Origin of the sequence: Bradyrhizobium sp. LA2.1, from assembly GCF_040547725.1 — a bacterium.
GTDB classification, from domain to species: Bacteria; Pseudomonadota; Alphaproteobacteria; order Rhizobiales; family Xanthobacteraceae; genus Bradyrhizobium; species Bradyrhizobium barranii.
In genome coordinates this window covers 13,872-29,686 of record NZ_JBEPQI010000032.1, presented here as the reverse complement: position 1 = coordinate 29,686, position 15,815 = coordinate 13,872, and the positions used below count along the sequence as shown (strand labels likewise).

The 15,815-nt window shown below is 57.1% G+C and carries 11 protein-coding genes and 1 pseudogene; 6 read left to right on the top strand and 6 right to left on the bottom strand.

What is annotated here, in order from left to right; all coding sequences use genetic code 11:
• Window positions 1-17: 17 nt before the first annotated feature.
• The 3 genes from ABIB95_RS40675 to ABIB95_RS40665 all read right to left on the bottom strand — a co-directional run bounded on the left by ABIB95_RS40675 (window position 18) and on the right by ABIB95_RS40665 (window position 3,988).
• Entirely contained in the window at window positions 18-1,616 is a 1,599-nt protein-coding gene (locus tag ABIB95_RS40675) for an acyl-CoA synthetase (protein WP_354116577.1), read from the bottom strand.
• A 34-nt stretch (window positions 1,617-1,650) separates the two neighbouring features.
• Window positions 1,651-2,883 carry an ABC transporter substrate-binding protein gene (locus ABIB95_RS40670; protein WP_354116576.1) on the bottom strand — a complete coding sequence of 411 codons (1,233 nt, stop codon included), beginning with the start codon at window positions 2,881-2,883 and terminating at the stop codon, window positions 1,651-1,653.
• A gap of 148 nt (window positions 2,884-3,031) precedes the next feature.
• On the bottom strand, window positions 3,032-3,988 hold the full coding sequence (locus tag ABIB95_RS40665) for a homogentisate 1,2-dioxygenase (protein ID WP_354121695.1): 957 nt from the start codon (window positions 3,986-3,988) through the stop codon (window positions 3,032-3,034).
• 277 nt (window positions 3,989-4,265) lie between these two features.
• Here ABIB95_RS40665 and ABIB95_RS40660 point away from each other — a divergent pair, with 277 nt between their 5' ends.
• The 6 genes and pseudogenes from ABIB95_RS40660 to ABIB95_RS40635 all read left to right on the top strand — a co-directional run bounded on the left by ABIB95_RS40660 (window position 4,266) and on the right by ABIB95_RS40635 (window position 11,236).
• Complete coding sequence (locus ABIB95_RS40660; RefSeq protein ID WP_354116574.1) at window positions 4,266-4,955, top strand: TetR/AcrR family transcriptional regulator; 690 nt, start codon at window positions 4,266-4,268, stop codon at window positions 4,953-4,955.
• A gap of 358 nt (window positions 4,956-5,313) precedes the next feature.
• Window positions 5,314-5,829 carry a cupin domain-containing protein gene (locus ABIB95_RS40655; RefSeq protein ID WP_247303306.1) on the top strand — a complete coding sequence of 172 codons (516 nt, stop codon included), beginning with the start codon at window positions 5,314-5,316 and terminating at the stop codon, window positions 5,827-5,829.
• A 50-nt stretch (window positions 5,830-5,879) separates the two neighbouring features.
• Window positions 5,880-6,875 carry an NmrA family NAD(P)-binding protein gene (locus tag ABIB95_RS40650; protein WP_354116573.1) on the top strand — a complete coding sequence of 332 codons (996 nt, stop codon included), beginning with the start codon at window positions 5,880-5,882 and terminating at the stop codon, window positions 6,873-6,875.
• Window positions 6,876-6,913: 38 nt separating this feature from the next.
• Window positions 6,914-7,909: pseudogene (locus tag ABIB95_RS40645) on the top strand (FAD-dependent monooxygenase).
• Between the two features lie 117 nt (window positions 7,910-8,026).
• Complete coding sequence (locus ABIB95_RS40640; RefSeq protein WP_354121694.1) at window positions 8,027-8,686, top strand: aromatic-ring hydroxylase C-terminal domain-containing protein; 660 nt, start codon at window positions 8,027-8,029, stop codon at window positions 8,684-8,686.
• Window positions 8,687-9,994: 1,308 nt separating this feature from the next.
• Window positions 9,995-11,236: an MFS transporter gene (locus ABIB95_RS40635; protein ID WP_247303300.1), complete on the top strand. Its 1,242-nt coding sequence runs from the start codon at window positions 9,995-9,997 to the stop codon at window positions 11,234-11,236.
• Window positions 11,237-11,877: 641 nt separating this feature from the next.
• Here ABIB95_RS40635 and ABIB95_RS40630 read toward each other — a convergent pair.
• From ABIB95_RS40630 to ABIB95_RS40620, 3 genes are all read right to left on the bottom strand, one after another.
• Entirely contained in the window at window positions 11,878-12,771 is an 894-nt protein-coding gene (locus ABIB95_RS40630; protein ID WP_346016133.1) for an SDR family oxidoreductase, read from the bottom strand.
• A 167-nt stretch (window positions 12,772-12,938) separates the two neighbouring features.
• Complete coding sequence (locus ABIB95_RS40625; protein ID WP_354116571.1) at window positions 12,939-13,556, bottom strand: VOC family protein; 618 nt, start codon at window positions 13,554-13,556, stop codon at window positions 12,939-12,941.
• A 268-nt stretch (window positions 13,557-13,824) separates the two neighbouring features.
• On the bottom strand, window positions 13,825-15,498 hold the full coding sequence (locus ABIB95_RS40620; protein WP_247303120.1) for an FAD-dependent monooxygenase: 1,674 nt from the start codon (window positions 15,496-15,498) through the stop codon (window positions 13,825-13,827).
• Window positions 15,499-15,815: the final 317 nt, after the last annotated feature.

The window sequence follows — 15,815 nt, the reverse complement described above, 5'->3', positions numbered from 1 at the left end:
CCGCAAATTCAGCAAGCTCACCGTCCGAAATTGCCCTCGGCAACTCTCACATTTTCAGCAAAGCGCTGACGCAGTTCCCGCTTTAGCAATTTTCCGCTCGGATTCTTCGGTAGGCTATCGATGAAGATCACGCGCTTGGGTACCTTGAAAGGCGCCATCGTGTTTGCGCAATGGTCTATCACGTTATCTTCGGTCAGGTTCTCCCCAGACCTGACAACGACGATCGCAGTCACCGCCTCGATCCAACGAGCGTCTGGCAATCCGATAACCGCCACTTCAGATACCGACGACAGCCCATAGATGGCTTCTTCCACCTCGCGGCTAGCGACGTTCTCGCCTCCGGTCTTGATCATGTCCTTAACGCGATCAACCACCGTGATGTAACCGTCGGAGTCGACGGTCGCGAGATCGCCGCTGTGAAACCATCCATCGCGGAAGGCGGCGGCAGTCTTATCCGGATCACTATAATAGCCAGATAGGAGCTGAGGTGAGCGGTGCACAATCTCGCCGATTTCACCTACGCTGACGTCCTCCATCGCACTGTCGACAACGCGCGTCTCAACATTGATCGCCGGTGTTCCGGCTGCACCGGCTTTTCGTATTTGGTCTTCCGGCGTCAGAACGGTTGCGAGCGGAGCAATCTCTGTCTGTCCATAAAAATTCCAGAACTTCACCCGTGGTAGCCGTCGCTGCAGTTCAAGCAGGATCTCCACCGGCATGATCGACGCTCCATAGTAACCCTTCTGGAGTGTCGAGAGATTGGTCTGATCGAAATGCGCAGACCGGAGCATTGCGATCCAGACAGTCGGTGGCGCGAAAAACGATGTGATCTCGTGCGTCTCGATCAATGACAAGATGTTGTCAGCGGTCGGCTTGGCCGTGATAAGGCTGCTCGCCCCGAGGTAGATTGCAGGACCGAGAAAGACATCAAGCTGTGCACAATGGTACAGCGGCAGCGCATGTAACACTCTGTCCTCTGTCGCCATGCTGCCCTCAAGGACGCAGCTGACATACTGCCACATGACTGCGTGATGCGTTAACACCGCACCTTTTGGTAATGACTCCGTGCCGCTGGTGTAGATGATTTGGGCTGGATCCTCGCCGTCGACGAAATCGTCGAGCTGTGATCCGTCAGAGTGCAGAAGATCGTCGAACGTAATCATTCCGGGAGGCGGTAGTGCCGGCTCTTCGCCCGGCATCCAGATCAAGGCTTCAACCGCACAACCTTTTGCGACGGCCTCCCGGGCGGACTCTACAAAATCCGCGCCCGTTGCCAGAATCCTGGCGCCGGAATTGACCAGAATAAAATTGATTTCGTCCGATTTCAGCATGAAGTTGATTGGAACCAAGATCGCGCCGATGCGCGCGACGGCAAAACGCATGGCAGCAAAAGCGTGCGAATTGCGTGACAGGATCGCGACGCGATCGCCTCTACTTACCCCGGCTCGACGCAGTCCGCGCCGATTGCAAATCACATCCAACTCCACGAATGTCCAGACCTCCCTGCCACAAATCACGGCCGACTTGTTCGGAGTGCGACTGGCCGATCGGCGCAGCAGGTCGCCTATTGAATGCTCTCGGGCCTTCCGGATTGTTGCTCGAAACTCCTGGCTCACCTCGTGATCTCCATACTCACTCGATAAGGTGACATTAGCCGCCGACGTCCGTGCTGAGCAGGTCACCGAACAGCTCCCATGTCTCGCCCTTGAAGCGCATTAAGCGCATCCGCGATAGCGGAGCGAAGTTGGACGGACTGGTGTTCATTTTGATACCTGGCAACAGGCCGGCAAGCTCAAAATCCCGAATGTTGGCGGCCTGCTTCATTACGTTATCGCGTGTGAGGTCGTCTCCGCACTGCCTCAAGACGCGCTCCAGGGCTTGCGCCGCGGCATAAGCGTTGACCACCGCGAAATCGGTTCGATTAGCTTCCGGATAGTACTTATTTAGAAACTCGTTCCAGGCCTTCATCGCCGCGTCTGTTTTCCATTGCGGGTCGGTGGGATCTTTGAGGTAAGCGGAGGAAACGATGGCCTGCGAATTCTCGAAGCCGGCGGGCTTGATGACACTGCGTATCGACACCGAGATGCTGCTGAGCAGGTGCATCGGCTTCCAGCCGCTCTCACCCATCTTCTTGATGGCTTGCGCAGCGAATTTCGGCGTGGTGAAGTCGAGAAATACGTCCGCTCCGGACGATTTCAGCTTGACGATCTGCGAGTCGATGGTCGGTTGGGTGACCTCGTAGTTTTCCTCCGCGACTATCATCGATAAGGCCTTGCTACCAAGGCCATCTTTCAGACCCTTGACGTAGTCTTTTCCAAAATCGTCATTTTGATAAAGGATTGCGATCCTGGCATCGGGCTTCTCGCGCAGAATATACTGCGCGTAGATTTGCGCCTCACCTCGAAAGCTGGGTGAAAAGCCCATCGTCCAGGGAAAGTCCTTCGGATTATTCCACTTGGACGCACCGCTGGAGACGAACAATTGCGGCACCTTCTTGGCGTTCAAGTATTTCTGGATGGCAGAGTTCTGCGGCGTTCCCTGCGGGTTGAAGATCAGGAGAACCTCATCTCCCTCCACGAGCTTTCGTGCCTGCTCAACGGTCTTTGGCGGGCTATAGGCGTCGTCATAGGAGATGAAGTTGACTTTACGACCATTGATACCCCCCTCTGCGTTGATCTTCTCGAAATATGCCGCTTCGGTCTTGGCAATCACAGCAAATGCAGACGCGGCCCCCGAGTAAGGCGCGATGTTGCCTATCTTGATCTCCGTGTCGGTTGCGCCTGGGTCGTATTTTTTCTGGGCGACGGCTTCTATTGAATTAGTGCCAATGAGTAGCGCGATTGCGGCAGCAAGTGCCGCCCGTCTCCATTGTGCTGCCGACATGAACTTTCCCTCCTTTGGATTGGGTCGCCGCTTCTCTTCGGAAGCTTGCGAGACGCAGCTGGATGGAGTTCTCCATCCAGCCCTTAGAGAGCACTACGCCCACCGGCGCCGCCGAGGCCGATCGGTCACAGCCCTGAATCTTACGACATCAGCGACAGTTGATTTCTGTCGTCTCACCGTCAGCGACGGCCAACATTGCAGGGGTTGGATTCAGTGGCTTGAACGTATCGACGCTGACGCCGGTGAGCATCGTCTGCATGCCTTTGACACGCGTTCTATTGAACTCTCGCCTAAAGGCGTCGGGAGGACCATGATGGATCCCTTGCGGTGAAAAGATGAAACTAGCCCCTTCCCGCCCCGTGTCGCTATGAACGAAAATCGCCTCATCGCAATCAATGTTGCGATGTGACGAAGGCAACTCCTCCGCGTCCAGATCGTTTACCGAAGGCCGCGGCAAAAATGTTACGACGACGAAGCCTGGCGCCTGAAACGTTGCCCATGAGGTCGGCGCGATATGAATTCGCTCCGAGCTCAGCGTATGGATATCGCGCATGTTGATCTTGAAGGGGAACAGATCACCCTTCCAGCCGACCACGTCGAAAGGCGACTTCTCAAAGAAGACCGAGGTGAGCTCGCCCTGGGAGCGGATACACAGCTCCCACTCGTCCTGCTCCGGCCAAGCGTACTCTTCCGCGGACGGAACTGTGATAAGCTGCGGATCGAACGGAAAATGTCGCCCCTGCTGAGGATGTGCCGCGAAATCGATTGGTTGTACTGACTCGATGACGAAGGCATATGTCAGGCCATCGTTCGGCATTTGGCGGAAGGTCGTGCCCCGCGGCAGATAGATATAGTCGCCGGGTTCGTAAGGGATCGGACCATATTCAGTCGCCATCACCCCCGTCCCCTCATGAATGAAGTACAGGAGGTCCCCGTCGGCGTCACGATAGGCGTACGGCATCGCCGACCGCCGATTGCTGACGCTGAGGGTGACGTCGGAGTTGGTGAGGAATGGTAAGGGTAGCCCCCGACCGTCGTTGCCTTCGCCGGCCATGAGCTTGCGGGTGGAGAACATACGCGGCTTCAGCTTGCCGACGATGCGCAAGACGTCTCCGGGCGGCCGCGAGTGATAGAGCGTCGCGGTCGGACCTGCAAATCCCTGACGTCCGAAAAGCTCCTCGCGGAGCTCGCCAAGCCCCACTCGAGCCTGACGAACATACCGGCCCCGGGCCAAGTGGATCCATGACGGCTTCATCGTCCTCTCCTACATTAATGTCATTTTGGCACTAGCGCCATATTTTTACATTCCTCGCAAGCCTTCCGATTGTTTGCCACTCGTGTATCCGGTAGGTTCGGTCCGGCAGGAAGGGATTGAGCGTCGAATGGAGATCATCAAGGCGACACCGGCGCAGCGGAGGCGCGAAGCACAACGTGACCGAATCATCGCCGAGGCTGTGCGGCTGTTTCAAGAGAACGGTGGCGAGCGGGGCGGCGGTTTCGAAGCGACAACCATCGAAAGCATTGCCGAGCGCGCCGACATCTCGGTCCGTTCATTCTTCCGTTACTTTGATAGCAAAGCGGACGTGATCTATCTCGACTTCACCAGGTCTCTGGAAGACCTGCATCGCGCGGTGCTCGCGCGGTTGGAAATCGATCTTCCACTACACGCCGTGCTGAATGGCGCCCTCGATACCTTCAACGCATTCACCAATAATCCGGTCAACAGGGCTCGTCTGGCCCTGGCCCTAACCTCAAGCAATTGGGCGGACCGCCGGGCCGTTTGGATGATGCAACGACGGAAAATTGCAACTGATATTCTTATGTCGTTCTGTGATAAGACCGCAGCCAATTATCAGCGCGCCCAAATGGGGGCGAGCCTTGCACTCTCTCCAACCGATGTAGCTGCCAGCACTTGGGCACGTTACCCCAAATCCGATCTGCAGGATCTCGCACGGGCCGAGACGGTCCGAGTTCTCAAGCTTCTGAACATCTACGAGCTGGAACAGCCATCTCGCGAGAGGTCCGGCAAGCCGCGCCCCCAAACGCCGCGGCGAGCTCAGGGGACTTCCTGACAGACCGCCCTCCGGCACGGCGGTGCCCGTCGACGACATCGGACGCCATACAAGTGAGCGCGTAGAGGTTAGCCCCGCCGATCAGGAGACCCGGGACGCCTCCGGCTCCGGCTCCGACACGGCACGTCCTATCAACTGACTCATCGAACAAGCACTTTACCCGTCTCGGTATCGGTTTGCGAAAGGAGGGCAATCCGACAGCATCCGCCGAGCGGCGAGGCGTCAAACGCTCAGAATTGACACCCGCACCATAATGGCAGTAATGTTATTGTGGCAGTCATGCCAATATTGCAAAATCGACACTCGATGCGGAGCGGCGGAGAACGGTTGGCCGAGCTCAGAGTGGAAGCGAGGAAATATGAGCTTTTCTCATGACGATCCCCGCCCCGAGCACCCGAGCTCCGCCTATTGCATCGGTCCCGGCATCTCCCTGCCGGATGGGGAGATCCGCATGCGGAGCGGCGCCGTATCCCTTGCGAAAGCGACGGCACAATCCACTGGCGGCGTAATGAGCGTATTCGAAATTACGGTCGCCGGCGGCCGACCGCTGCACCTGCACGAGAACGAGGATGAATGCATCTACGTTCTTTCCGGCAAATTGGGCGTCCGTGTTGGCAAGGAGACATACGAGGCTGCAGCGGGAAGCTTCCTTTTCTTGCCGAGGCGCGTCCCGCACCGATTTTGGTCGAATGAACCGGGGACTAGGCTGCTCCTTCTCACGGTGCCTGGTGGCGTCGAGGAATTTGAACGGGAGCACGTCGCTGCGAAAACGGAGGACGAGCGTCAGCTCGTTTATGCGAAGTATGGAATTCGCTTTGTGTCCGAGGACGAAGGCGATCCGCCGATTAGTTCGAACGCCGACTCGTCTCGCTAGTTGCGCGATCGATGGGGATCTCCGACTGAGGTCGAGAACGAGGGGGAACGATGGAACACAAGAAGAAGGTGCCAAACAGCATCGGCATTTTCGGCGCGAGTGGCCACATTGGCGGCCCTATGGTGCGTTGGTTGCGCTACAACGCCCCGGATGTCAGATTGCGACTAATCAGCAGCGGTGAAGACAAGTTGGCGCAGTTGCGGGCGAGCTATCCGGACTGCGAAATCGCCATCGGCAACTATTATGACTTGCCGTCCCTTACCGCGGCTGTAAGCGGCATGGAAGGGCTCTTCGTCATCGCGCCCAACGGCACGCGCGAAGAGCATGCTATGACGAATCTTATTTCTGCTGTTCGCAATTCCGACAGCTTAATTCACATGATTCGCGCGGTCGGTGTTTTTCCTTCCGTCAATCCCCGGCGAATGCCCGAGGCGCTAACGAACATCGGATGGGGGATCGCGACCCAGCACCCGATCGCGCGTCGGCTTCTAGATGAATCCGATCTCCCAGTCACCTATTTCAATATCGGCGCGAGCTTCATGGACAATTTCCTGAACCCTCGCTTTCAGATGTTGTCACCCGGCAAGGTGACATGGCCGAACCGTCGAGTACCGTTCATCGACCCGCGCGAAATCGGAGAAGCGGGCGCGCGGATATTGCTCAGTGACAACGCACGGCATCTCTATCAATTTCACACTCTCAACAATGGATACGACAACCTTTATGTGGGCGATGTCGTCCGGATGATGGGTGAAGTGCTCCAGACGGATATTGCCTACGACTCCACCAAGGAAGGGCTGATCGCCCTTTTCGAATCGGCAGCAACGCGCGACCGGGTACGGTCGGATTTGGCGGAGTATCTGTGGCAGTTCTTTCGCTATGAAGATGCGAATGACGTGGCGTGGACATTGAACGATTTTCTGGAGCGAACGCTTGGCCGCAAGCCGACTACGGTCCGCGCCTGGCTTCAGGAGCATCAACAGCAGCTACGGGAGAGGCTGAAAGATCGTCGCAGTCGGAGCCCGACAGCCGATTTCGTGAGGTGAACGCGCGAGCGACCGCAAGCGCCAACGAAGGTAACGACATGCGTAAAGTCACAACTGATGTGCTCGTGATCGGGGCCGGGCCGGCTGGTCTGGTAGCCACCTCGATCTTAGCCATGCACGGCATCTCTACCCTGACGATAGCTCGGCACAGAGGCACAGCGCATGTGCCGCGGGCGCACATCACCAATCAGCGCACGATGGAGTTGTTTAGAGATCTCGGCATTGAGGATCGCGTTCGCGACGTCGGATATCCGCTGTCAATGCTATGCAACAATCTCGTGGTGACATCATTGTCTGGGCTCGAGATCGCTCGCTTCAAGAGCTACGGTTCGGCACCCGAGCGGCTATCCGACTACGCGGCAGCAAGTCCTTGCACGGCCGTAAATGCACCCCAGCATGTGCTTGATCCCGTCCTTCTCGCAAGTACGCTCGAAAGAGGCGCCGATATCCGCTTCATGAACGAACTAGTGCATATCGAGCAAACACCTGACGAAGTGTGAGCCGTGGTGCGCGAACGCGAGAGCGGGACGGAGTACGTGGTGCACGCACGATACGCGATTGGTGCTGACGGCGCACGCTCGCGGGTCGCGGAGCAACTGGGGCTGGGGCTTGAAGGTGAAGCAGGCCTTAGGGGGATGGCCAATAGTTGGCTTGAGGTCGACCTAACGAAGTACACAGCTCACCGGCCGGCGGTGATCTATTTGGTTGCGCAACCTGACCGCGACCAATGGTTTGGAACAGCGAGTTGGGTTAACGTCCGGCCGTGGAATGAGTGGAGCCTGTTGCATCCCTGGAATCTTGATGAAGGACAACCGTCGGAGGAGGCCGTACTCGCCAGAGCGCGGCTGACGCTCGGTGATCCCGATCTCCAAATAAAGGTCAAGGCAATCAGTACCTGGCAGGTCAACAATGTCGTGGCCACAGAGTACCAAAAAGGCCGGGTCTTTTTGGCAGGCGATGCCGCGCACCGCCACCCGCCCACGGGGGGCCTCGGCACCAACACGTCGGTGCAAGACTCGTACAACCTTGCCTAGAAGCTTGCTTTTGTCGTGGCCGGAAGGGCGGGTCCTGGTCTGCTTGGTAGCTATGGCGCGGAACGCCGGCCTGTAGGACAACACGTCGTCGAGCGTGCGATCAAGAGTTGGCACAACATGGCCGTACTGAACAAGGCACTCGGTTTCGAGCCGGATCAGTCGACCGAGGACGGCTGGGCAGCTCTTCGGGAACTGTATGCCGATTCACCGCAGGCATCGCGGCGGCGCAAGCGGTTCGCTGAGGCTCTTAAGCTGCAGAACTATCGGGCGAACGCACTCGGAGTAGAGCTCGGCCAGCGGTATACCTCGTCCGCCGTCGTTGACGACGGCACCCCTTTCCCGGAGGTGCAAGGCGACGTGGACCTCTACCATCAGCGAACGACGCACCCGGGGGCATATCTTCCCCATGCATGGGTGGAGCACGAGTGCCGACAGATATCCACACTCGACCTCGCCGGACACGGCCGCTTTTGCCTCATCGTGGGTATCGGTGGCAGCTCCTGGGCACAAGCCGCAGTCAAAGCCAGTGATGAACTCTGCATTGATCTGCCCGTTTTCGCCATTGGACTCCGTTGTCCCTATGACGACGTCCTCGGGGAGTGGACTGCGATCCGGGAGGTGAGCGATTGGGGTGCAATCCTAGTGCGGCCTGATCGACACATCGCTTGGCGATCCATGGACATGGTCGAGTCACCGGCGGACGTCCTTACGTCTGCCTTGGGTCAAGTCCTGTCAGTCAACTCTTCAGGCATAGGTGTTCGAAACCATCCGGGTTAAGAAATGCCCGCTCGTAGTTCGACCGCAACAACCCAGGACTCCATCATCCGCTCTTTTGTCACGCGCTCCCTCTCAATGAGTTTTTCAGAAAGAGATTCGTGTCAGGAGCACGGTCAGCTTAAATATGGCGGCATGTTGAGACAGAGCCCGCCATCTCGCTGAGTGGCAGAGAAGCATCATAAGTGCTGCAGCACAGACCGAATGCGACTAATCGCTGCTTTGACACGTTGCGAAGAGAGCTTCTCGGCCTTGTAGATTTAATGAAAGGTGAGCTTGGCGTGAGGGGCACAAGACGCAAAATGGCCTCCTTCAGAACACGGCGCACGGGGCGACGTAAGATCAGCCAATCAACCCACCAAGGCGAGCCCAAGGTCGTTATTGCGACCACCCCTCGCAGCTGCTTAAGTCTTGGTTGTATGGCACCAAGATCGGCTGCGTGATCATATGCAACGCCGGGCGCCCACGCCCTGTCGAACCATCCCTTTAACATTGTCGGTGGTCCGAATCACCACGTGGGAAAGATCTGCACAATGGCTTCGGCCCATAGCAAGTCGTCGACCTCCTTAGCCACCTCGGCAACCGAAAAACTGGAATAATAGCTCGCACGTTCTGTCGCCGTGAAAGCCGGCGTGAAGCCGGATTAATAGAGGTCAACCCGCCTGCACTCGTGCTTTGCTTCCATCTGCGTGTCGATAGATGTGCGCGCGAATGCGCGGCAAAGGCTCGCATAGTGGATGGGCCGTGACTATATCTGTTTCGTGTCCTGAGGCTAGACTCGGACACTACGTTCCGACGACTGCTGCCGCTGCGAAAACGGCTCGGGGAAGATAGACGCAGACACGACCGAGAGGCTAGTGCTCATCTCCCCGCAATGGCACAGCCGCTGGACAGTGCAGCGCCCCCCCTTGCGCTACCGATCACGACGCTGCGAAGCAGGTCGATCACCCAAAACCTCTTGTTACGCGCCTCAACTTCCAGTCTCGTAACCTGCCCCGGCCAGTCACTGTGTTGCACGGGGCTGAGGCCCTGCACCAGCAGAGGTCGGTCAGCGGAGCAAAATGCGCGCCTCAACCCGAATTGTCGGTTCGCGCGGAAGCAGCGGAAGCGAAGCGTTAACGTCACGCCAACGGCTATGATACCCGCGGATAGCTATCACGGTGTTCGCATTTCTGCTCGACCTCGCGCCTTGGCTGCATGACGACGGCCTTTGGTCACTGGAGCGGCGCTTGACAGCCAATTTACGAAACGTTACGTTTTGTAAATAATCAACAAAAACAAAGCCGTTGGGGATAGCGCAAGGAGACCAGGATGGACACCGGAACGATTTTCAAGGGCGAGTTTTGGCGCGGCCGAAACGTAATCCTGGGCTGCCTGCTCGGGATGATGATGAGCTATAACTCCATTTTCTTTTATAGCTCCGGTCTGTTTCTAAAGCCGCTCGCCGCAGAGTTCGGTTGGGGGCGTGGGGCAGCTTCGCTCGGCATTCTCGTGCCGCTCATAACCGCCGGCATCCTCAGTCCGTTTACAGGCCGATTGATCGACAGATACGGGGCCTTCCGAATGGCGCTTTTGTCCGCGGTGGGATTATCACTATCGTTTCTATTGCTAGGTATCGCAACTGTGGGACTATTGAGCTTCCTCGCTCTCACCTTTCTTCTTGCTCTCCTAAGCAACGCGACATCGCCTCTCTCGTATGGACGCTTCGTCTTAGCCAATTTTCCAAGGCACTTGGGACTCGCGTATGGCATCGTTTACATCGGACCAGGTCTCGGAGCGTTGGTGTTTCCGCCCCTAGTCACAAAATTGATGAGCATCTACGCATGGCGAGGTGCTTATGTCGGACTTGCGATCGTCGTTCTTGTTTCCGTCCCAATTATAGCTTTGCTACTTAAGAATCAGTCCGCACGCAATGTAACCGACGCTGGAACTGCGAATAGGCAATGGAACTGGAGCTTGTACACTGATCGGCAGTTCGTGCTTCTGGCAGCGATCTTTCTATTTGCCTCAACGGGGATATTCGGAACCGTTGTTCACCTCGTTCCCATGTTAACTGATATTGGTCTTTCGCCTGCAAAAGCAGCTGAATTCGCAGCACTGATGGGCTTCGCGGTCATTGCCGGGCGGCTGATTACAGGGTTTCTCCTCGACCGCATTGAGGCGAACCTGCTTGCGGCAACCATCTTTGCGCTGTCTGCCGGCGGCATAATGTTGCTGGCAACAGGCAACATAGCAGCGATTCTTCCAGGCATTTTGGTTGTCGGCTTCTCCATTGGATCAGAGATCGACCTTGCTTTCTTCATTATTGGTCGACGTTTTCCGTCGATACATTTCAGCACGTTTTTTGGCGGTATCCTTTTCGCCGTTTCAATCGGTGGCAGCTTGGGGCCGACGGTTGCTGGGATTCTCTACGACGCGGCCGGCAACTATCTTCCCTGGTTTGTCATAGCGACGACCAGCATGGTCGGTTCATCCATCCTCTGTCTCGTTGGTCGTCGGTCATCGCTTCGATACGGCGTCACCGATCGGGTAGGCCAACAAGCCATGCCGTGACCTATACCACGTCTGCCGTCTGCGATAATTGTCCAGAAAAGGTGTAGCTGCGAACTGCCAAGAGATTGTCCATTCGGACCTGACCACGAACTTCGAAGTCGCCGACACTAGGTTCGGGGCTAGCCGAATGGGCGTCCAAGAGCAGCTCCGCTGCCCCGAAAGGTCGAAAAGCCAGGGTACTGAGGAAGGAGAGTTGAGCAAGGCGGATACCGCGCGCCGAACTTGCGGTCATTCTGAAGACGGCCGCGAAGCTGAGCCGTCGTTTCCGTTCCAAAGATCGCGAAGCTTGCAGAATCGCTCGTCTCGGCTCATTCAATCCCAAGTTAAATCGCGATGGCTCCGTACGCTGGAAACGGTATTGCTGCGCCTCGCTTGATCGAAACCACCATCTTTCACTTGCCTCACATCATGGACAGCGAGTGGAAGTTCCGCACGTCAGGTTCAGCAAGGCTGATCATGTGGCCGCCGCCACTTGCCTCGCCCAGAAGCGCGGCGGGTGGTTGTGAACGCCTCCCCAGCTAAAGAAATGGCGAGAGCGACAAATATGTGATCGCTCTCGCCTAGTTGCTCGGGAGAAATGACCTTACGGCGACGTCAGGCACGAAGGCGCTGCCGCGGTCGAGGGTTGACGCTTCGGCTCACTACGCAGGCGCGCGTGGAACAGAGGCGGCGGCGTAGCTCGCCCCCGGAGGCAGCCGAACTTGCGGATCTACAAAAATATCTGGTTGCAGTGCGCTGGCGGGATCGTTCCGGTAGCCGTCAAAGTTGGTGATTCCCTCCTCGGCTAGAACGTCGTCGTCCAGTACGAAATTTCCGGTGTAATTGCGCGAAGAGCGGCACAGAATGGCATAGGCCGCATCAGCCATAATCTCCGGAGTGCGCGAACGCCGCAACATCCCGTCATCGTCCAGCGCGAACTCAACTGCCGCCGTCGCGACGGTGGTGCGTGGCCAAAGCGCATTACAAGCAATGCCAGCCTCGCGCAGCTCGCTGGCCAGTCCGAGCATGACCATGGACATGCCGTACTTTGACAACGTGTAGGGAAGATGCTGAGCAAACCAGTCGGCTCGCATCACCAACGGTGGCGATAGCGCCAAGATATGCGGGTTGCTGCTACGACGCAAATGAGGGATACAGGCACGGGAGGTGAGGAACGTCCCGCGCATGTTGATCTGCTGAATTAAATCGAAGCGCTTGAGTTCGATGTCCTCGGTCTTTGCCAAGTTAATAGCTGAGGCGTTGTTGATGCAGGCGTCGATGCCGCCAAAATGCTCCGCTGCCTTTGCTACAGCGGCATTGACCTGTGCTTCCTCACGTACGTCGACGATGAGCGGAAGCGCTCGTCCGCCGACATCCTCGATCGCCTCAGCGGCACTATAGATCGTGCCGGGCAGCTTGGGGTGCGGTTGGGCAGTCTTGGCTGCGATCGCTATGTTCGCGCCGTCACGCGCGGCGCGTAGCGCAATGGCCATACCGATCCCCCGACTCGCGCCGGTGATGAACAAGGTTTTCCCCTGTAGTGGCTTCTCGCTCACCCTCGCGCTCCAGCCTCGACGCCACAGCTCCACATATCAACCATCCATCTTAGCGCAATGCAAACGGTCGCCCTCAACGAGGGCGAACCGAACCTACGGAAGAACACCCAGCTTACAGACCGCGCCTTCACGACGGTCAGTGCTGAAGACCGACGCCTTTTGTCGAGCTAGTGCGCCGCCGCCATGTTGCGAGCGTGGCTGGCCGACGCCGCTAATTCCTGCAGCGCCTTGACGGGGTCTTCGCCTTTGCGCACGGCTTCAGCCTTGGTCTCACACCACCGCTTCAACGCTGCTTCGCCGTTCTGAATCTTGTTAGTCCAGTTCTCATCAACGTTTCTGGTGATCTCCAGGCGCACCCCGTTGGGGTCGCTGAAGTACAGACTCTCGATGATGCCATGATCCGTGCGAATGACGGAAACCCCATTTTGGATCAGCCAGTTGTGCCAGTTCTCAATCTCTGCCCCGGTATCCACCTGCAAAGCCACATGGTTGAACGCTTTGTGGACCGGATGATCTGAAAATAGCGGAAGTTCAGGGATACCTGCAGCTTCAAAGAATGCGAGTGCGGAACCATCCCCTAAACTGAAGAACAGATGCAAATAGGTGCATTCTTCGCCGGTCGACGGAATCTTGTCGTCCATCACCGCGGCGATCAAAGGCATACGCATGATGCGGGTATAGAAATCTGCCGTCTTCCCGGCATCGTAGGTAACGTAAGCCAGATGATGATGCCTTTGTGGAGGCCCGAGCGGCACGCGCAACAGAGTTTGAGAATTGTCTGTCATTTGATTTGATTCCTTTTCAGGTAGGTTGAGACGGGATAACCGCTCGAAGAACCCAAGGCGAGCTACTGAATTGCAGTGGAATTCATACCTCTCCTCGTGGTCAAACGAATATTTTTAATTGGCTCATGAATTTCAGATGCGTTGGCAAAGGAGCAGAACTGCTTGAGTGTTAGATTTGTCATATTCGTTTCGTGCAGAATCGTAAGAACCAACTACGACACGGCAGTCGGCGGGAATATACCTGCTCCCCGCAAACTTTGTGATGATCTCACGCAAGGGCGGTAGCTCTCTTGCAATGATGACCGTCGCGCTGGTGCGCCGATACTAGTACGCGCCCGGTTAGCGTTTCTAAGACCGCGCCCGGCGTAGGACTATCGCCCTTGGCTCGCCAAGCGATGATCTGGTCCGGCCGGACAAGAATGGCAGACGCACCAAGCAGCTCGTTCAGTTCGGGTTGATCGATGCGATGAATGACCAAGGGAATGAGCCTCTCGGCCGCTGCAGCCTTGAAGGCACTGGAAACCGTATCGTCGCCAATCTCAATGAGCGTATAGACATCGCCGACCAGATCGAGCGTCGAGCGTCCATCCGCAAGCCAGGCATGAGGGATACGATGGCCCGGTCGAGCCGTACGCGTCAGTTGGACAATATCATCCGGTGGCTCTGGCGTGCCGTCATCGACGATGACTGGCGATCCACTGTATCTATATCCCAGCGAAACGCCCATCGAATTGTATTCTCGCTTGAAGGTCTTGCTGATGAGTTCGCCGGCACGCTCACGAGCGGCAGCACCTTCGGCATTATCCTGGTTGAGAAGCCCGAGAGACTGATCGATAACCGGCTTGATCTTACCCCAATCCGCGTAAAGCTCGCCGGCCATGGCTGCCGTTCGTGCAGCCCCTTTCTTGCGATCGAACTCATAACTGTCGAGCAGGGGATCATCAGCCCATCCCTGAAGCACTGCAGCCAATTTCCAACCGAGGTCGAAGCCATCCAGCACACCGGTATTCATTCCATGCCCGCCGGCGGGTGGCATGGTGTGCGCGGCATCTCCGGCAAGAAAGACTCGCCCAGCACGGAATCTTTCAGCGACCCTCTCGCGATTGATCCACGGCAGGACTTCGGTCAAATATGTATAATTCACCTTGCGGCCCACGAGTTGATGAATCCCGTTGTCCATCCGGGCTCGGTCGACTTGGCTGGGCTCGGCCACAAGGACGATCCGAAACCGATCAACCCCGTCATACGGAAGCAGCGTTACCGACACTCCGTTGTCGGTAACGGCCGTGTAGCGACCGCCCATCCGCGGGCGCGCGAGATCGGCAATCTCCCGACTTTCAATAATGGCTTCAGCCGCGTAGCCGTAGATCCCCGAACTTTGGTATTCAACGCCGACTTGCTCTCTCACGAAGCTGCGTGCACCATCGCAACCTACGAGATATTTGCAGCGGATGGTCTTGACCGCACCGCCCGCCTCTACCGGTTGCACGTCGACCAAGACTCCGTCCTCATCCTGACGCAGCCCAAGGAACTTGTGCAGCCAAAGAAACTGCACCGTCTCGAAGCGGCCGGCGTAGCGATGAAGAATGGGATTGAGCCAACTCTGCGGGCAGCGTTGAGCGAAAGTTGGACTCTCCGGAGGAGGTACCATCTTGGAGATCGGCGCCCATGGGAGACGGGCCAACTCATAGCCGACGAGTGACGTTAGGTACGAGGCATCCTGGGGGTGGTCGACAGGCCAACCACAATTGCGTAAGTCGTCCGTGATCCCCCACTTTCGAACGAGCTCCATGGTGCGGATGCTGACCGCGTGAAGGCGAGGATCCTTGAAGACTCCGTCGGTCATTTCGACGACAGCGCACTTGACGCCTCGCCTTCCCAATTCCGCCGCCAGGCAACTTCCGACAGGCCCAGCACCAATGATGACGACGTCGGCTTCCATGGAAGCGGTCTCCTCACCCTTCTATCTTCGATTCATGTTGACGGCAGCTCGGGCGCCGCCAACAGCGATATTTGCGCTATCGTTAGCATAGGCACGATGGCGCGTCTATGCTTTAGCGACCCCCGAAGAGCATTTTAGTTCTGCATGGATGGACATTTTCGGGCCAAAGCACGCTAGGGCATTCGAAGCTGACAACGGTCGGATTAGGCTAACGTTCGCAAAATAAGTGAATGTTCGGTTCCATCAGCAACCAACTGCCTCTGATCGCAGTCGGCATGAGGCCTCTTCCTGTGCTCGCCTCCAAAGCATCGTCCAAT